The organism is Arthrobacter sp. M2012083 (assembly GCF_000281065.1).
Lineage (GTDB): Bacteria > Actinomycetota > Actinomycetes > Actinomycetales > Micrococcaceae > Arthrobacter.
Genome location: NZ_AKKK01000006.1, coordinates 146,540 through 162,961, shown reverse-complemented (window position 1 = coordinate 162,961; position 16,422 = coordinate 146,540). Strand labels below are relative to the sequence as shown.

Genomic DNA, 16,422 nt, shown 5'->3' with positions numbered 1-16,422 from the left:
ACTGGACTCATGACAACTCTCAGCACATGGCTACCCGTGGCGGCAGGAACTGGTTCGGCACTGGTTGGCGGCTTCTACTTCGCCTTCTCCGCACTCGTGATGCCCGCCCTTAGGGTCCGGCCCGCAAGCGAAGCCGTCACCGCCATGAACTCCATCAACCGGAAGGCGGTGACCCCGCCGTTCATGATCCTGTTCTTCGGCTCGGCTGCCGCCTCAGCTGCTGTGGTGATTACTGCCGTCGTGGATCCGGGGAGCCACCCCCCGCTGCGGGTGGCAGGAGCCGCCGCTTGCCTGGCTGGATTCGTCTCAACCATGGCAGTCAATGTACCGCTCAACAACCGGCTGGCGCAGGCTGGCAGCCAGGATTGGAGCCGGTTCCTGAGAGGCTGGGTGCCGGCCAATCACGCACGCGCAGCACTCTCCATTGCCGGGGCGGCGGCACTCCTGGTCCCGCTGAACCCCTGAGTTGCGGGGCCTACTCTGCGCCTTTCAACACCGAAATACCCTGCACATCGGGCCTCGCAACGCCCCACCCAGGAGTTGTGGGGCCTACTCTGCGCCTTTCAACACCGAAATACCCTGCACATCGGGCCTCACATCGCCCCACCCAGGAATTGTGGGGCCTAGACCGCGGGCTTCCGCCACATCACGGCCAGCACCAGCACCACAGCACTGAGGCCAAGCATCACCAGCACCATGATTCCCCAGTTGGCCTGGTTCACGCCGGGGCCGTAGAGCACGCCAATCAGCACGGTGGCGGTGATGGCCCCCAAGTAGCGGCACGTTTGGAAGATCCCGGTGGCTACTCCCCTCTCTTCGGGGCGGGCAGAAACGTAAAGGCCTTGGTTGGAGGCGGTACTCACCACGCCATACGGCACGCCCATTAATGCGGTCAGGACGAACACCAGCGGCGCCCACAGGGTCATGGTCAGGAACCCGAGCGTGCCGGCCGAAATGGTCAGGATCAACACCCCGGTAATCAGTACGGGTCGCACGCCGAACCGCTCAATAAACCGCACGGTCAGTGGCGTCACCACAACCGACAACGCCGCAAGGGGCAGCATGAGCAGGCCCACCACACCGGCGTCGTACTTCCCCGCCTCCTGCAGCAACTGCGGAAGCCCGAAGAAGGCAAAGTAGTAGACGCCGCTGAAGACGACGAACAGCAGGTAGACCAGCAGCAACGGACGGTTCCGGCCGAGCAAGCGGAGGTCCAGGAACGGCGGTTGGAAGCGCAGCTCGCGCCAGGCGAACAGCGCGCCGATTACCGTGGCGGCGCCCAGCAGGTACCAGCGGTAGCCGGGCATCACATTGAGCAGTGCCATCATGGCCAGCATCAGCGAAGTGACGAACGCGAGGATGCCGGGGATGTCGGAATCCCGGATCAGTTGCCCAAGCTTGCCGGTCTCCCGCCCGGAATCCACCGGTGCCGCCTTGTACACCACGATCATTGCCAGCAAAGCGATGGGCACATTGACCGCGAACAGCGCCTGCCACCCCACTAGACTCACCAAGAGCCCGCCCACCACAGGGCCCACAGCCGCAGCCGACGTGTTCGCCATCTGGATCCGGCCCAACGGCCGCGTGGATGGCAGGCTAGCCAGTCGGCTCAACTCGGTGACCATCACGACGGCGGACGGGTACGCCGTCGCGGTCCCTACAGCCATCAGCGCGCGTGCCACGCAGACCAACGCGAAGTTGGGGAGGAACGGCGCGATTGCGCACGTGACCGCCACCAATGCCATGCCGAACATGAACAGGCGGCGCGGACCGAAGCGGTCGGCGAGCCGGCCCATGAGGGGCTGGCCTGCCGCGGACGCGAGATAGAAAGACGTGATCACCCAAGTGACGGTGGCGACGTCGAGCTCGAAATGCTCCCGCAGGACCACCAGCGCCACAGCAATCATGGACGAGTTCAACGGGTTTAGCGCAGTCCCGAGGCTCAGCGCGGCGATCGCAAGGCCGGGGCGGGGTTTATTGGCGGTCACCCGTCTAAGTCTGCTCCATGGTTGCCTCGGGTCACGAAACAGGGCCACAGGACGGACTGCGAGGCCGGACAGAGGCGAAGCGAACAGTTAACCTCCCCGCCATTTGAAGTACGGCAGTCTCGTAATTTTGATTCAGATACCACTGGTTTCGTAATTCCCGTCACCCCAACACATGACGGAAGGCACCACCATGCACGCTCGTGCAGGCATCATCGCAACTTCGATTCTCGGACTCCTGGCCATCGGCGCCCTCGCCGGCTGCTCCGGCGACGCCAACGCGGCTGGCTCCGAAAGCAAAAGCAGCACCGAACTCGTTTTCGCCACCCCGCCGGGCACCGACGACCCCGACGAGCAGGCCATTATGGGCGAACTCGCCACCATGGTGGGCGAGGCCTCCGGCCGTACCGTGTCCAATCTGCAGCCGGCCGATTACCTGGGCGTCGTCGAAGCCGTCCGGAACGGATCCGTGGATGTCGCCATCCTTAGCCAGTTCTCCGCGGCCCTCGCGTACAAGACGGAGAGCGTGGATCCCCTCCTCGTCTGGCCGGCCAGCACCGAGCCCGCCAGCTTCTGCCTGGCCAAGAAGGACAGTGGCATTCAATCAGCGGCCGATGTAAGGGGCAAGCAGGTGGCGTTCATCGATCCTGGCTCCACTACGGGATACTTCATGCCCAAGTCATTGCTTGCCAAGGCCGGCCTCATCGACGGCACCGATTACAAGAGCACCTTCGCCGGCTCCCATGACTCTGCCGTCCTGGCGCTGGCGAACGGCAACGTGGACGTCGCGTGCACGGCCCGCCAGCTTTACCCCACCTTCGTCCAAAAGGGCGTCATCAAGGAAGACGAAATAAGCATCATCGCAAAGTCCGCCCCCATCCCCGTCGGCATCTCCATCGTGGTGCGCAAGGGCCTGGACGACGAAGCACGCGAAGCCCTCAAGGCCAAGCTCCCCGAGCTTATGACCAGTAACGAGAAGGTGTCCAAGACGTTCGGAATCACAGGCGAACCCGCCAAGGACCCGGAGTTCAGCACCTACGCTCCCCTGGTGGACGTGGCCGAGTCCATCGGCGTGGACCTCCAGGACATCCGATGAGCGTGCTGTCACCTGAAGAACTCACGACGCCGGCACTCGCCGGGTCGGCGACGCCCACCGTCCGCGCGCGTCGGTTGAGGGTCCAGTACGGCGAACAGGTGGCACTGGCGGGCATCACCTTGGACGTGTACCCCGGCGAAGTCGTCGCCCTGTTGGGCCACTCCGGCTCGGGCAAGTCGACCCTCATGAAGACACTCACCGGCATTGCTCCCTTTACCGCTGACACACTGGAAGTAGCCGGGCGCCCGGTCGCCCAGCAGAACGCGACCGGCCTGCGCGAGCTGCGATCCGACGTCGGGTATGTCTTTCAGCACTTCAATTTGGTGCCGCGGCTAACCGCCCTGACGAACGTCCTCACGGGTGGCCTGCACTCAGCCGGAGCGCTCAACGTCTTGGGTACGTTCAGCAGGGCCCAACGGACCATGGCGCTTGAACTGCTGGACAGAGTGGGCCTGGCGCACAAAGCCAAACAGCCATGCCGGAGCTTGAGTGGTGGTGAGCAGCAGCGCGTTGCCATTGCCCGCGCATTGATGCAGCAACCCCGCCTGATTCTTGCCGACGAACCCGTCGCCTCCCTGGACCCGCGCCTCGCCGGAAACATTCTTGGGCTGCTCCGCGACATAGCCCGCGAGGAACAGATCCCGGTGATCGTCAGCCTGCACGTGGTGGGCCTCGCACGCCGCTACGCCGACCGTGTCCTCGGACTTCACTCCGGCGAGCTCGTGTTCGCTGGAGCCGCCACCACCATCACCGAAAAGGAGGTGCACCAGATTTATGGAACAGACACTGAGCTCCTCGAAAACTGAGATTGCCCCGGAAGCACCGTCCGGCAAAACCATCAACTCGAGCCTCCCGGAAGCAGACCGCCTCCGGCTCTCCCGCCCCTTCGGCCTTCCTACACCACGTGGTGCTGCCCTCTGGGCAATCATTGCGGTGGTGCTCATCTGGGCCGGCATGGGCGCCGGGTTCAACCCCGAAAAGCTCCTCAGCGGCATCCCGAACATGGGCAACTTCCTGGGCCGTTTGTTCCCACCGACGTTCGACAAATTCGGCATCATCGTCAAGCTACTCGTCGAGACGTTGCAGATGGCTCTGGTGGGTACAGTACTTGGCGCCTTGGCGTCGCTGCTGCTGAGCTTCGGCGCTGCCAGCAACATCGCGCCACGCTGGGTCTACACGACCTGCCGGGCCGTGCTGAACGTGCTGCGTTCCATCCCCGAGCTCATCTTCGCGCTCATGTTCGTTTCCGCTGTTGGCTTGGGTCCCTTCGCGGGCATCCTCGCGATCGTGCTGGGCTCGATTGGCTCCATTGGCAAGGTTTACGCAGAGGCCATGGAATCCGTGCAGCCCGGACCGGTGGAAGCGCTCACCGCAGTGGGCGCCAACAAGCGGCAGATCATCAGCTACGCGGTACTCACCCAGGCCGCTCCGTTGCTGGTCAGCTACACCCTGCTCCTGTTCGAAGGCAACGTCCGCGGCGCAACCATCCTGGGGTTGGTGGGCGCCGGCGGCATCGGCTTGGAACTTACTACCGCAATGCGCATGTACGATTACGGACACCTTTGCGCCATCATCATCAGCATCGTCGTGCTGGTCACCATCATCGACCGGGTCAGCGCCTTTGTCCGCGCGAAGCTCAGCTAGGAAGCCTCTTGGAAACTCTTGACCTCGCTCCAGTCAACCTGCGGGACCTCGGCGGCCTGCCTGTCACAGGTGGGACTACCCGCCCCGGCGTGCTGCTCCGCAGCGATGACGTCTCCGTGATGCCCGCCGCTTTTGCCCAACAGATGATCGACGACGGCGTCACATCCGTCATCGATCTCCGCTCACCGGAAGAGGCACTCATGACCGGCCGCGGCCCACTGACCGTGCCCGGCGTGAACTATCACCATCTGGCTTTGACGGCTTCTGTCTCATTGCCGGAAGACATCAGCCACGAAATGATGTCCTCCGCCTCTACTCCTGCACACGTCGGTGCTTGGTACGCGAACCTGCTCGAAACCCAGGCCCGGCAGCTTGCCTTGGGCGCGACGCTCGTGGCCATGAGCGAGGGCGCAACCGTCTTCCATTGCGCGGCCGGCAAGGACCGTACGGGAGTCTTCGCCGCCGTCGTGCTTTCTGCCCTGGGCGCCACTGCGGCAACCATCTCCGCCGACTATGCAGTGACGGCCACCCGCCTGCCGCAGTTGTTCCCGCGGCTCCGGGCGATCATGGGCGGGCTCATGCCGGAACGGGTGCTCGACGAGGAAGCGATCAAGGGAATGGGTGCCATGATGGGGGCGCATGCGGAATCGATGGAAAGCATGCAACGGATTCTCGTGGAACGTCACGGGAGTGTCCTGGAACCTGTCCGGCGTGCGGGGCTTTCGGATGCGACCATTGCCAAGCTCCGCGAGCGCCTGGTGGCTGAGGATGCCTGATGCGGCAGCGGCTGTTGCCGCAGGGGCCGCCGTTGCTACTGAGCGGCGGCCCGGCCGGCCTCGCGACACCGCCCTGGAGTCCACGGTCCTATCCGCCACGGTGGAACTGTTGCTGGAACGGGACACCCGGGACGTGACAGTCTCCGCGATTACGGAACGTTCAGGCGTAAGCCGTGCTGCCCTGTATCGACGATGGAGCAGCCGTGAGGAACTGCTGGCCGCCGCCTTGGACAGTGTTCGATCCAGCATTGGCTTCAAGCGCCGGGACACCACCCTGGACACGATCCTCGCCTCCTACGAGGAAGCGGCGATCGACGTTGATGGTCGCGTAGGTGCCTTGGTGAAGAAGCGCATTGCCATGGGGCTGGAAAATGACGAACTCCGGGCGCTGTCTTGGGATCGTCACGTGTCCCGACGCCGTGAGCCCATTGCTGAGGAAATCAGGCGGGGCATCAGCTCCGGTGAGCTATCGCCGGACTTGGACGTCGAGGCCATGATCGACCTCATCAACGGATTGTATTACTACCAGTTCGTGGTCCGGGCACCGGGTTCAGACGCCGCTTCCGTCGAAGCGACCCGGAACCGAGTTCGCAACGCCGTTACCCTGGTGTGGGAAGGCGCATTGCGGCGGTAGCTCCCTACTCCTCGAAGTGCGTCGTGATCTTCCCCGAGGAAACCGCCGAGATGATCGACTTCGCCAGGTGCCGCAGCTTAATGTTGCGGTTGCTGGACGCGGTGCGGAGGATGGTGAAGGCCTCGTCCTGGCTGCAGTGGTTCTGCGCCATGATGGCGCCCACCGCAAGATCGATCACCGTGCGGGACTGCATGGCCGCTGCGAGATCGTTACGGGCATCGCTGAGCTGTGCAATCTTCAGGGCGAGGCGCAACGACTTTGAGGCGTGGGACGCGAAAACTTCAGCCCGCTCAACGTCGTCACCGCTGAAGGCATCCGGCTGCTCCGAGTAGAGGTTCAGCGCAGCACGGGTATCGCCTTCCACCAAAAGGGGGACGCTGAGGATGGATCGCAGGCCCGAATGTGAGGCAGCCTGCACATACTCCGGCCACCGGTGCTCCTGGAGAAGATCGGGCACCATCACAGGGGTGAGCTTGTCCATGGCCGTGAGGCAAGGGCCATCAAAGTCGTTTTGGAGCTCATCCATCGCTCTGGCGCGGTCGTCACTGCTGGCTGCGGTGGCCGACTTCTTACGACGCAATACGGTGATGCCACAGAAGACGGGTGCTTCCGGGTGCGAGAGGCTTTCGGCGGAGAAAGCCGCGAGATCGCCGAGAAAAGCTTCGACGTCTTCGCTGCCCAGGACTAGATCCAAAAAGTATCCATTCTGGAGAGCTTCCTGCTCAGGGCGGGGGTTGACCATGCACGTTCCTACTGACTGAAATGCGTCCCCAGCAGACAGCAAAGGAGCGAATATTGCCGCCCTCTGCAAAACGGTCTGGCAATACCTTATCCTCCAACGATCACCGGTACAAAGTGCGGCACGAGTGGTCTTGACCTGCGGATACATGAGTAGCAAGGGTGCGTTTGTCAACCTCGGGAAGGGTTTCGTATGCTCACAGAAGTAAGTAGGCTTACTAATGCAATCCGAGATCCGGATACGGACCATTCGTGCAAAGGAGTCGTTCTGATGGGCGTAGAAGACAGCATCCGCAAGGCCACCGAAAACGCGATGGAAGATCTGGCAGGAACCTCCGACCCCGTCAACGACGGGCATGTCCCCGAGCCGGGCGACAAAGACGACGACGTTCAGGTCCACTCCTCCATCAGCGAGGGCTCCAACGCCATGGATGAGGACCTCTCTGCGAATGACACCCAGAAGGGTCGCCACCGCGCCGAGGGGTTACCCGACGGCGGCCGCGACTTTGATGACCAGGCATCCGACGCCGGTACACAACAGGACAGCTTCACAGGCGCCGACGCTTCAGCCGGCTCAGGCGACGTGTCAGGCCCGGCCGGTCTGCCCACTGACGACCCCGACGACCTACGCGCCGACCCCTCAGAAGGTGGCGGCGATCCGTCGACGAGCATGGGCCGGGGCTAAGCGGAGGCTCGCGCTTGGAGACGGCGTGCGGTCATCACCCACTTTGGATTCCTCGGGGCTCTAATTCAGCCGATGACGGTTGTTTTAGGGCCCTGCCGAGTTCAAAGAAGGTGGTGAAGGTACAGCCCTGCTGCAGTTAGGCTTCGAAGAAGCCACACCACCAGGCCTTCAAGCGAACCGGACGTCCGTGTCGGGGTCCTTGCGGGTGTCCAGCATGCTGATGATCTTGCTTTCAAGAGCGGCGACCGTTGCCTCAGGCAGGACGATCAGGCCATCGAGTTCTTTGCGGGCACGTTTGTACGCCGTTTGGCGTTCGGCTGGGGTGGCTGCGGTGTCTTCAGCAATCCGGAGAAGCTTCCTTGCCGTAGCCAATCGCTGCCGTTCCGGGCCGCTGAAGTTGCCGTCCTTGATGCGCCTGGCTTCCCGTTCGGCAACGTCGAAAGCGAGTTCAAAGCTGTGGACAGCTGTCCGGTACTCAGCCAACCGGGCCGGCGTCGAAATGTCCTCGGGTGCAGCGGGGCGTAAGCCGTCGGCTTCCTTTTTGGCTCGTAGGAACGCGACCGTAAGGGGTTCGCGAACGTCGGTCATGAGCGGGAAATCAATAAGGTTCCCAACGTCGAGCTCGTACTCCAGCCACCGGTGGTTCACTGAATCATGTGCGGCAATCAGCGAAACAACCTCGGCTTGATTGGCTTCCTCGTGGACCGCCAGTTGGTTCCGTAGCTTCAGCAACTCAACCTTGCGCCGGTGGCGCTCCTCGCTGGCCTTCGACCACGACCTTGCCCAGCCACCAGCCATCCCGCCGATAGGAAAAATGAGCCACCAGTAACTGCCAAGGAAGTCGAAGAGGGAGTCCACTGCTCCATCCTCCCACCAGCTTTGACCGGGCCTCAACAGGACCCGGCAAGTCGGCCTACTTGGTGATGTTGAGGGGCTTCGTGGGGAGGACGCAGGATGCCCTTTCGAGTGCCGGCTACCGCCGTCGTACCTTCCCGCTACGATTCCCGTATGGACCAGCGACTGCACTTCCTCACCTTCGCCACAAAGGACCTCGACGCCGCTCGCGCCTTCTATAAGGGCGGGCTCGGCTGGGATCCGGCCATGGATGTTCCCGGTGAGATCCTTTTCTTCCAAGTTGCGCCGGGACTGATGCTCGGCCTGTTTGACGCCGAAAAATTCGACCAGGACCTCGGCGAAGTTGCCCCCACGCCAGGCGTCAGCGGCGTGACACTCTCACACAACGTCGGCAGCCCGGCGGAAGTCGCCAGCACCATCGACGCCCTGGCCGCGGCCGGGGCCACTGTCATCAAGCCCGCCCAAGCCGGCGCTTTCGGCGGCATCTTCCACGGCCACGTCAAGGACCCGAACGGCATCATCTGGGAGATCGCGCACAACCCCGGCTGGAAGATCGACGACGACGGCACGGTGGTTTTCGGATGAGATGACGAAGACCCCATTGCCAGTAGTCAGGCAGCGCATCCAGAGACGTGCGAAGCCTCCAGACGGCGGCCACTCCCCCTCCGCTGGGTCTACCTCCACATGCTCCACGAGCTCGCTCAGCACTGCGGGCATGCGGATATCCTGCGGGGACACATCGTCAACGCAGACCAGTAATTTGGCATACCAAAACTTCGCCACCTTCCCGCAATGTCAATAAATCCTTGCACTCACCACGCCATGGGGTGCATTCTGGAATACCAAATGGAATCGCAGCACCACCCGAAGCCACCAAGCGATTCCAGCAGCCAGTTTCCCAGGAGTAATCGATGTGCCTTCACGACCACACCTCAGCCCCAACCCCCAAGGGTGAACTTCCCCGCCGCGGCATCCTGGCCGGAGCCGCCGCCCTGGCCGGGATCTCCGTAGCGGGCATTGCCGCGCAGCTGGCCTCGGCCCCGGCAGCCCTTGCAGACAACAACCAGGCAGGACCGAGCTATCCCGGCAAGCCGCTGCCAACCCAGGCCGTGATCATTGAGGGTGGAACGGTCGTTGACCCCAAGACAGGTGACGCTGTGGCCGATGGTGTGGTGGTCCTCGACGGCGGCAAGGTCACCGCCGTCGGAAGCCGCGACGAAACGCGGAAGGCCGTGGCCGCCGTCGCGAACCGTGCCCGCGTACTGAACGCCTCCGGCAAATGGGTGCTCCCGGGACTCGTCGACGTCCACGTCCACGCCAACGCGCTGGCAGACGCCCGCACCCTGCTGCAAGGTGGGGCCACCAGTGTCCGTAGCGGCTCCAGCACTTTCTATCAGGACGTCGCCCTTGCCGCCCTGCCATCGTGGGCACCTGGCCTCTCACCCAGGATGACTCCGGCGGGCCTGTTCATCTCGCCGGATCAGGGCGATTCCCTACTGGCCGATCCGGACCTGGCCCCACTGGCGACGCTGAGCGGTGGAGTCAAGGAGCCCCAGGATCTTGCATACCTCACCCGTATCAACCTCAAACGCGGTGCTGAAGTCATCAAGACCCGGGCCAACCCACGGGCAGGCCTTCCGGAGCAGGACCCCCGCGAGCTGGTCTACAACGTGGACCAGATCGGAGCGATCGTCAAGGCGGCCAAGGGTGCCGGCGTCCTCTGCCACGCCTACAGTGCCGAGGGAATTGACGGCGCGGTCCGGGCCGGTGTCCGCAGCATCGAACACGGCGTCTTCATGACGGAGAAGACCATCCAGGACATGGCCCGGCGCGGCACTTTCTTCACTCCCACCATGGATGCGATCACCAGCATGGCCAATTCCACCAACCCCATCCTGGCCGCCCGCGGTAAGGAATACACGCCCATCCTGCAGGCCGCAGTCCGGGCAGCCAAGGATGCCGGAGTCACGATTGTGGCCGGAACCGATTCCTTCGGAACGGATGTCACTCCAATCGGAACGGAAGCACGGCTGCTGGCTGAAGCCGGCCTCACACCGGTGGAAGCTCTCCAAGCCGCCACCACGAATGCTGCCCGTTTGCTGGGACGCGGCGAAAGCGTGGGGCGCCTGGTGCGTGGCTCGATGGCCGACGTCGTGGTGGTTGACTCCGATCCGCTGACGGATGGCTCCGCACTGGAGAAGGTCAGCACGGTGATCGCTCAAGGTGTTGTAGTCCGGACGAACCTCTAGTCATGGCACCCCGCCGAGATCGCGGGAACACTGCTTGATCACCCGGACAGGAGCGGCGATCCCGCAGCGTTCCCGCGACCTCGAGGCACGCAGTCACATCCATTGACATGTGACCAATTGGTCACCTATTCTGGGCCCATGGACGTAGTGTTCAAGGCCTTGGCAGACCCAACCCGCAGGGAACTCCTGGATGAGCTGTTCCGCGAGGACGGTCAATCTGCCTCGGCCTTGGGAGCCCGGTTCGAGATGACCCGTTTCGGTATCGCCAAGCACCTCAAGCTTTTGGAAGATGCAGGATTGGTGGTCACCCGCCGTCGGGGGCGCGAAAAGCTGCACTTCCTGAATCCGGTTCCCATCCGCCTCATCCACGATCGCTGGGTGAGCAAATACGCAGAACCATGGGCCGCTGCCCTCAGCGACCTCAAATCCAGATTGGAAAGTCCCATGGAAAAGATCTTCGAAATTTACATCAAGACCACCCCGGAGCGGCTCTGGGAAGCCATTACCAATAGCGAGATCCGCAGCAAATACCAGTTCGGAAACACCTTCACCTCGGACTGGACTCCGGGCAGCCGCTTCGAGATGCACAACGTCAAGGCGGACGCGCCACTCGGCGAGGGCGAGAACATCGAGGTGGATCCCCCACGCCGGCTCGTCCAAACCATGCGTGCGCTCTGGGGCGAGGATGTGAAGGCCGAGGGAACCTCGCGGGTCACCTGGGAAATTGAGCCCGTCGGCGACTCATGCCACCTCACTGTGACGCACGATCAGCTCCGCGAAGGTGCGAACGACCAACTGTACGGCGGCTGGCCCATGATCCTCTCGGGCCTCAAAACCTGGCTGGAAACCGGCGAAACCCTCACCACGCCCGGCTCGCTCATGTATGCGTAGTCACTAAAGGACTACAGCTTAAAGAGGGCGACGACGGCGGGCCGCTGCCGCCGTCGTCGCCGATACCTCAGGCTTCCGCCAGTCAGGCGACCGGCGCCGCTGCCTGAGCCTCAGTCAACCAGGCCGCCTGCATGGTACCCAGCAGGTGCGGTGCGAAGTCCTCGCCGATTGCCAAGACCACTCGGCAACGTGCACCGCGCTGCTCAGGGAATCCCGCGTACTGGCCACGGAGATCGCAGACCGTCTGACCGCGGCCGGGTCCGTCGGTGGTATCTACCTGGACCCGGACGGTCGGCGCCAGTGTGAGTTCCACACCCCTGACAGCGATGGCTGCGGCAAGGGGATCGTGCATCGCCGAGCAAGCCCGGCCGAAAATGTCGATGTAGAAGCCGAAGTAGTACCCAAGCATTTCGCCCAGTGCCTGCGAGACCGGGTGTTCGGTGGCGAGCAGTTCCTGGCGGTGGTTTTCCTCCAGGACGTTGGTCATGGTGACATCCAACGGCACCAGCGTCACGTTCCAGTCGGCGGCCAGCACTTCGGCGGCAGCCTCGGGATCGTTGGCGATGTTGGCCTCGGCAACGGGCGTAATGTTTCCCGGGGCCAGCGCTGCGCCGCCCATGATGGTGACCTCGGCGATCAGCTCAGGCAGTCTAGGTTCCAGGCGCAGGGCTTCGGCGATGTTGGTCAACGGGCCGATGGCCACAAGGCGAAGCTCTCCCGCATATTTGTGCGCCATTTGGACCAGCAGCTCCGCGGCCGTGGCCTTGACGGGTTCACGGTCGGACGGGACCAGGTCCACCCCGCCGATGCCGTTGTCACCGTGGACGTGCGGAGCGCCTCCGTGGAAAGAGCCAACCTGCGGATCGTGGGCGCCAATAGCCACGGGAACGTCCGGGTGGCCGGCCAAGTTCAGCAGGTCCAGGGTATTCCGGGCCCCGCCTGCCGCACTGACATTGCCGCTCACGGTTCCAATGCCGACGAGGTCCGCCCGGGGGGAGGCCAGGAGGTAGGCCAGGGCGAGGGCGTCGTCGATGCCGGTATCACAGTCGAGGAAGAAGGGGGCGGGCTGGGTCATTTTGGTCTCTCGTTTCAGGTGAAGCGGACTGCTTGTTGTGCGGAGTGGGCTGAAGCTGCGGTGAGTTGCACGCGCAGCCGCGTGCCGACGTCGTGCGTTAGATCTTTTCGCCCTTGGGGGCCGCGATAAACATGCTGACTATGAAGGCGAGTGCCGTGATGGACACTGAAATCCAGAGGGCCGCCGAGTATCCAGCTGCGGTGCCCTGGCCTGCGAACGGTGCAACAACCACGACGCCGAGGCTCGCCCCGATGCCGAAGGAAGCACCGTTGATGCCCGGCAGCGCGGCTGGCGCTTCCTTGGGCGAGAGCAGCACGGACAGGCCGTTGATGGCGGTGAGGAAGAACCCGTTGTAGAAGATGCCCAGAGCGGCGATGGCGATGAGGACTGCTACCTGGTTGTGGGCGAATAGCGCCGCAACGATTGCGCAGGCGAGGCTGGTTGCCGTGCCGACGCGAACGGTCTTGATCCAGCCGCGGCGGTCGGCGATCCAGCCGGCGAGCGGAGCCGCGAACACGCCAATGAGCGCTGCGGGTGTGAGGAACAGCAGGGCTGCGACCGAAGCTGACAGTCCGAAGCCGTTTTCTTTATCCTGGCTCAGCAACACAACAGTGAAGTTGATGATGGCGAAGATGCCCGCGAGCGTCAGCACGGTGGTGGCGATGACGGGCCACACCTGGCGTGAGCGGAGGTGGTGAACGGCCACGAGAGGGGTTTCGCGCTTCTTCTCGATGAGCCAGAAGGCCGTGAATGATGCGATGCTTCCGGCAAGCAGGCCGAGCGCTGCGGGCGAGGTCCAGCCAGCCGAAGATCCGGTGGACACGAAGTAGGTGATGAACACCAGGAACACGGACAGCGAACCCGCGCCCCACCAGTCCATCCGGCCCGGAGCAACGGCTGACTTGCCGCTCGGGACCACTTTAATGACACACACGACGGCGATTGCGGCCAGTACCAGGACAGCGACAAAGATCGATTGGAAACCAAGGGTCTCAGCCATGAGTCCGCCGAAGTAGCCATCCACGCCGCCCACGCCGCCGTTGATGGCAGCGATGATGCCGATGGATGTTCCGAAGAGTCGGGCGGGCAGGTATTCGTTCAGGACGATGTAGGAAAGCGCAAAGATGGCACTGGAAACACCTTGCATGAAACGGCCGGTGACCAGCAACGGCAAGGTGGGGGCGAAGATACACAGCACGGTTCCCGCGCCCATGATGGCCAACACCAGGAGGAGTGCATTTCGGCGTCCGATGAAGTCGCTCCAGCGGCCGATCACGGGTCCAGCGATGGCGCCGGCGAGGAAGAACATCGACTGCACTTGGGCCACGGCCTCGGGCGTCTCGCCGAAGAAGGAGCCGATGTGTGGCAGGGCCGGAGTGATCATGCTGGCGTTGAGCTGGAATGCCAGCACGGCCAGGACCAGCGTGGTGATCAGCAGCGCGGCGGCCTTGCCGTGGAAGCGGCCTTCGTCTGTGGCCGCTTCAGTAGCTGATGTCAGCTGTGATGGAGCGTGCTGGTCAACAGACTGGGGATCTGCAGGCTGCGGGTCAACCGCGGTATTGGGGATGTTCACATCAAACTCCTTTGTCCGAGGGCGCGGGCGGCGCCACGAGATGTGAGTTGTTATACAAGCATGTATTACGAGCTTGTGCAACCTATCACAGTCATCCGGTACAGTATCCGTAACCCATCTCAAGTGAGGCACCCTTGACCGACAACGCCGTCCAGTTCCTGTCACGACCCATCGCCGCCCAACCCGGGCAGCCTTTGCGCGTCGCGGCCTACTCCCGAATCGCCGAAGCGATCCGGACCAAAATCCTGCCGCCGGGTTCCTTGCTCCCCACGGAGACCGAGCTAGGCAGCATGATGGACGTCAGCCGTACCGTCATCCGGGAGGCGCTGATGTTGCTGGAAGAAGATGGCCTCACCCGGGCACGGCGCGGAGTTGGCCGGTTTGTTGCCGATTCGCTCCCCCGCATCGGCATTGAACACATTCGACCGTTCGACCAGCTTCTTGGCGGGTCCGACCAGGACATCCAGGTCAAACGGGTAGCTGCGATCACGCAACCGGCGTCGGAATTCGTGGCACCAGGCATCGGCGTCCAGCCTGACGAGGACGTGTGGTTCTGGGAAAGCGTGCTGATCCGGAACGGTGAGCCCCTGGCGCATCTCCAGGAGAACGTCGCCCAAGGAATCCCCGAAGCCGAGGCCCTGTCCGAAGCTGCAGAAGCTCCCACGCTTTCCGCCTCAACGCTCCTGGAGGTCCTCAGCGGGCTGCCCGGCGCGACCCTTGGCCCCGGGGAATGCCAGATCAGCCTCAGCACCGCCGGTCCCAGCCGTGCCAAATTGCTGGGCCTCCGCCCCTCCGATCCCGTGCTGGTCCTCACCCAATACGTGCGACGGAACGGTTCCCCGTTCTACCTCGCCAAATGCCTGGTAGCCGCCAAGGCCGGGCACCTCTCCGTCATCCAGTCCTCCTGAATTTTCCCCTCCGCTAATTTCCCGAAAGGGTTCTCCCATGAGCACGTCCCTGCAGTCCCCTGCGCCCAAATTGGCCCCCTCGCTCACGGTGGTGGGCAGCATCAACCTCGACATCACCGCGACGGCCAACCGCCTCCCCTCGCCCGGTGAAACCGTTGGCGGAGGCGTTCTCCGCCAGCAACCCGGCGGGAAGGGCGCCAACCAGGCTGTTGCTGCGGCCCGGCTCGCCGGACACTCCCGCATGGTGGGGGCCGTAGGCCAGGACGACGCCGGCGCCAGCCTTCTCAGCGCGATGGCGGCCGCCGGCGTCGACGTCCACGACGTTTCCCGGGCGGATGCCGCCACAGGAACTGCCCTGGTGCTGGTAGATGGCGAAGGTGAGAACCAGATAGTGGTGTGCCCCGGCGCCAACGCTTCAGTGAGCCTGGAGGGAGTCGCGTTCGCTGACGATGAGGCCGTCCTCTGCCAACTCGAAGTGGACCAGAACGTGGTGCTGGAAGCCGCGCGCCAGGCCAAAGGGTTCTTTGTCTTGAACGCTGCCCCTGCTGCGCCGATCATTCCCGAGCTCTTGGAACGGTGCAACCTGGTGATCGTGAACGAGACGGAGTATGAACTCATTCCTGCGCTCCGCGACGCTCCCCTGGTTGCTGTGACCTACGGCGGCGACGGTTCGGCGATCTTCGTCGATGGCGAAAGGGTGGCCGACGCTCCGGCAGTGCGAGTCACTGATATTGCCAACACCATCGGAGCCGGGGATGCCTTCTGCGCCGCGCTGGTCCTGGCGCTCCGGTCCGGACTTGAGTACGCGCATGCCCTCGCTGTAGCCAACGCCGTTGGTGCCGACGCTGTCAGGGATAGTTCCTCGCAGCCTGCGCTGCAGCCGCTGGAGCACTACATTGAGGCGACGCGGACTGCGGCTCAGCCTGCCTGACCAGCGGAAACGTTGTCGGCGCGCAGGATCAGGACTCACCACGGAATCGCCGGGGCCCAGCAACGGCTCAGCCAACAATGCGGAAGTCGTCGAACTCCCCGGTGGCCTTGGACAACTCGTGGTCGACAAGGTCAACCCTGCCGGGCGCACGTGCGGATTTCAGCCAGCCCAGCATGACCTCGATGTCTTGTTCCAAACCCTCGGCCACCAATTGCACGGAACCGTCCGCGCTGTTTCGGACTGTGCCGGTCAGCAGGAGTTCGTCCGCTTTCCGGGCCGTCCAGTAGCGGAATCCCACGCCTTGAACAACGCCGGTGATGCGGGCTGTGAGGCGAAGGGTTTCGTCAGTCATGGAACCACCTTAACGAGACCTGCCCTCGTT

Annotated in this window: 18 protein-coding genes and 1 pseudogene; 13 read left to right on the top strand and 6 right to left on the bottom strand. The window is 63.5% G+C overall.

All coding sequences use genetic code 11. From position 1 onward, the window contains the following. Positions 1-9 precede the first annotated feature (9 nt). A complete protein-coding gene (locus tag A477_RS0104105) occupies positions 10-465 on the top strand; it encodes an anthrone oxygenase family protein (protein WP_044568231.1) in 456 nt (151 codons plus the stop codon). Positions 466-623: 158 nt separating this feature from the next. Here the strand turns inward: A477_RS0104105 and A477_RS0104100 are convergent, their stop codons facing one another. Then, positions 624-1,988, bottom strand: coding sequence for an MFS transporter (locus A477_RS0104100; protein ID WP_017197751.1), 1,365 nt, complete (start codon positions 1,986-1,988; stop codon positions 624-626). A 190-nt stretch (positions 1,989-2,178) separates the two neighbouring features. On the opposite strand from A477_RS0104100, the gene phnD reads away from it, so the two are divergent. The 5 genes from phnD to A477_RS21945 are packed head-to-tail and all read left to right on the top strand — an operon-like array spanning position 2,179 to position 6,135. Beyond that, positions 2,179-3,081 (top strand): phosphate/phosphite/phosphonate ABC transporter substrate-binding protein, encoded by a 903-nt coding sequence (phnD, locus tag A477_RS21950; RefSeq protein ID WP_017197750.1) that lies wholly within the window; start codon positions 2,179-2,181, stop codon positions 3,079-3,081. Then, positions 3,078-3,887 carry a phosphonate ABC transporter ATP-binding protein gene (gene phnC / locus A477_RS0104090; protein WP_017197749.1) on the top strand — a complete coding sequence of 270 codons (810 nt, stop codon included), beginning with the start codon at positions 3,078-3,080 and terminating at the stop codon, positions 3,885-3,887. Before phnD ends, phnC begins: the two co-directional genes overlap by 4 nt. Then, on the top strand, positions 3,856-4,725 hold the full coding sequence (gene phnE / locus A477_RS0104085) for a phosphonate ABC transporter, permease protein PhnE (RefSeq protein WP_017197748.1): 870 nt from the start codon (positions 3,856-3,858) through the stop codon (positions 4,723-4,725). The genes phnC and phnE overlap by 32 nt, the downstream gene beginning before the upstream one ends. Before the next feature lie 8 nt (positions 4,726-4,733). Next, positions 4,734-5,501 (top strand): tyrosine-protein phosphatase, encoded by a 768-nt coding sequence (locus A477_RS0104080; protein WP_017197747.1) that lies wholly within the window; start codon positions 4,734-4,736, stop codon positions 5,499-5,501. Then, positions 5,494-6,135, top strand: coding sequence for a TetR/AcrR family transcriptional regulator (locus tag A477_RS21945; protein ID WP_017197746.1), 642 nt, complete (start codon positions 5,494-5,496; stop codon positions 6,133-6,135). The genes A477_RS0104080 and A477_RS21945 overlap by 8 nt, the downstream gene beginning before the upstream one ends. 4 nt (positions 6,136-6,139) lie before the next feature. Here the strand turns inward: A477_RS21945 and A477_RS0104070 are convergent, their stop codons facing one another. Beyond that, positions 6,140-6,877: a GAF and ANTAR domain-containing protein gene (locus A477_RS0104070; RefSeq protein WP_017197745.1), complete on the bottom strand. Its 738-nt coding sequence runs from the start codon at positions 6,875-6,877 to the stop codon at positions 6,140-6,142. A 267-nt stretch (positions 6,878-7,144) separates the two neighbouring features. On the opposite strand from A477_RS0104070, the gene A477_RS23640 reads away from it, so the two are divergent. After that, on the top strand, positions 7,145-7,558 hold the full coding sequence (locus A477_RS23640; protein WP_017197744.1) for a hypothetical protein: 414 nt from the start codon (positions 7,145-7,147) through the stop codon (positions 7,556-7,558). A 168-nt stretch (positions 7,559-7,726) separates the two neighbouring features. Here A477_RS23640 and A477_RS0104060 read toward each other — a convergent pair whose 3' ends face one another. Further along, positions 7,727-8,416 (bottom strand): hypothetical protein, encoded by a 690-nt coding sequence (locus tag A477_RS0104060; RefSeq protein WP_017197743.1) that lies wholly within the window; start codon positions 8,414-8,416, stop codon positions 7,727-7,729. A gap of 96 nt (positions 8,417-8,512) precedes the next feature. On the opposite strand from A477_RS0104060, the gene A477_RS0104055 reads away from it, so the two are divergent. From A477_RS0104055 to A477_RS0104045, 4 genes and pseudogenes are all read left to right on the top strand, one after another. Then, positions 8,513-8,998, top strand: a complete 486-nt coding sequence (locus A477_RS0104055) for a VOC family protein (protein ID WP_237715713.1) — start codon at positions 8,513-8,515, stop codon at positions 8,996-8,998. A gap of 3 nt (positions 8,999-9,001) precedes the next feature. Beyond that, positions 9,002-9,172: pseudogene (locus A477_RS22885) on the top strand (mycothiol transferase); the annotation flags it as partial. A 152-nt stretch (positions 9,173-9,324) separates the two neighbouring features. Then, a complete protein-coding gene (locus tag A477_RS0104050; protein WP_017197741.1) occupies positions 9,325-10,662 on the top strand; it encodes an amidohydrolase family protein in 1,338 nt (445 codons plus the stop codon). Between the two features lie 138 nt (positions 10,663-10,800). Continuing rightward, positions 10,801-11,553, top strand: a complete 753-nt coding sequence (locus A477_RS0104045) for an ArsR/SmtB family transcription factor (RefSeq protein ID WP_017197740.1) — start codon at positions 10,801-10,803, stop codon at positions 11,551-11,553. A gap of 82 nt (positions 11,554-11,635) precedes the next feature. Here the strand turns inward: A477_RS0104045 and A477_RS0104040 are convergent, their stop codons facing one another. Further along, entirely contained in the window at positions 11,636-12,628 is a 993-nt protein-coding gene (locus A477_RS0104040; RefSeq protein WP_017197739.1) for a nucleoside hydrolase, read from the bottom strand. A gap of 97 nt (positions 12,629-12,725) precedes the next feature. After that, positions 12,726-14,201 (bottom strand): MFS transporter, encoded by a 1,476-nt coding sequence (locus A477_RS0104035; RefSeq protein WP_017197738.1) that lies wholly within the window; start codon positions 14,199-14,201, stop codon positions 12,726-12,728. 134 nt (positions 14,202-14,335) lie between these two features. Here A477_RS0104035 and A477_RS0104030 point away from each other — a divergent pair, with 134 nt between their 5' ends. Next, positions 14,336-15,109 carry a GntR family transcriptional regulator gene (locus A477_RS0104030; RefSeq protein ID WP_017197737.1) on the top strand — a complete coding sequence of 258 codons (774 nt, stop codon included), beginning with the start codon at positions 14,336-14,338 and terminating at the stop codon, positions 15,107-15,109. A gap of 37 nt (positions 15,110-15,146) precedes the next feature. Further along, positions 15,147-16,040 carry a ribokinase gene (locus A477_RS0104025; protein ID WP_017197736.1) on the top strand — a complete coding sequence of 298 codons (894 nt, stop codon included), beginning with the start codon at positions 15,147-15,149 and terminating at the stop codon, positions 16,038-16,040. Positions 16,041-16,107: 67 nt separating this feature from the next. Here the strand turns inward: A477_RS0104025 and A477_RS0104020 are convergent, their stop codons facing one another. Continuing rightward, on the bottom strand, positions 16,108-16,392 hold the full coding sequence (locus tag A477_RS0104020) for an acylphosphatase (RefSeq protein WP_017197735.1): 285 nt from the start codon (positions 16,390-16,392) through the stop codon (positions 16,108-16,110). Positions 16,393-16,422 lie beyond the last annotated feature (30 nt).

Coding starts and splice junctions, on each gene's coding strand:
- phnE (WP_017197748.1), top strand. CDS start 3,856: ATGGAACAGACACTGAGCTCCTCGAAAACTGAGATTGCCCCGGAAGCA.
- A477_RS0104055 (WP_237715713.1), top strand. CDS start 8,513: ATGCCCTTTCGAGTGCCGGCTACCGCCGTCGTACCTTCCCGCTACGAT.
- A477_RS0104105 (WP_044568231.1), top strand. CDS start 10: ATGACAACTCTCAGCACATGGCTACCCGTGGCGGCAGGAACTGGTTCG.
- A477_RS0104045 (WP_017197740.1), top strand. CDS start 10,801: ATGGACGTAGTGTTCAAGGCCTTGGCAGACCCAACCCGCAGGGAACTC.
- A477_RS0104070 (WP_017197745.1), bottom strand. CDS start 6,877: ATGGTCAACCCCCGCCCTGAGCAGGAAGCTCTCCAGAATGGATACTTT.
- phnC (WP_017197749.1), top strand. CDS start 3,078: ATGAGCGTGCTGTCACCTGAAGAACTCACGACGCCGGCACTCGCCGGG.
- A477_RS21945 (WP_017197746.1), top strand. CDS start 5,494: ATGCCTGATGCGGCAGCGGCTGTTGCCGCAGGGGCCGCCGTTGCTACT.
- A477_RS0104040 (WP_017197739.1), bottom strand. CDS start 12,628: ATGACCCAGCCCGCCCCCTTCTTCCTCGACTGTGATACCGGCATCGAC.
- phnD (WP_017197750.1), top strand. CDS start 2,179: ATGCACGCTCGTGCAGGCATCATCGCAACTTCGATTCTCGGACTCCTG.
- A477_RS23640 (WP_017197744.1), top strand. CDS start 7,145: ATGGGCGTAGAAGACAGCATCCGCAAGGCCACCGAAAACGCGATGGAA.
- A477_RS0104020 (WP_017197735.1), bottom strand. CDS start 16,392: ATGACTGACGAAACCCTTCGCCTCACAGCCCGCATCACCGGCGTTGTT.
- A477_RS0104025 (WP_017197736.1), top strand. CDS start 15,147: ATGAGCACGTCCCTGCAGTCCCCTGCGCCCAAATTGGCCCCCTCGCTC.
- A477_RS0104050 (WP_017197741.1), top strand. CDS start 9,325: ATGTGCCTTCACGACCACACCTCAGCCCCAACCCCCAAGGGTGAACTT.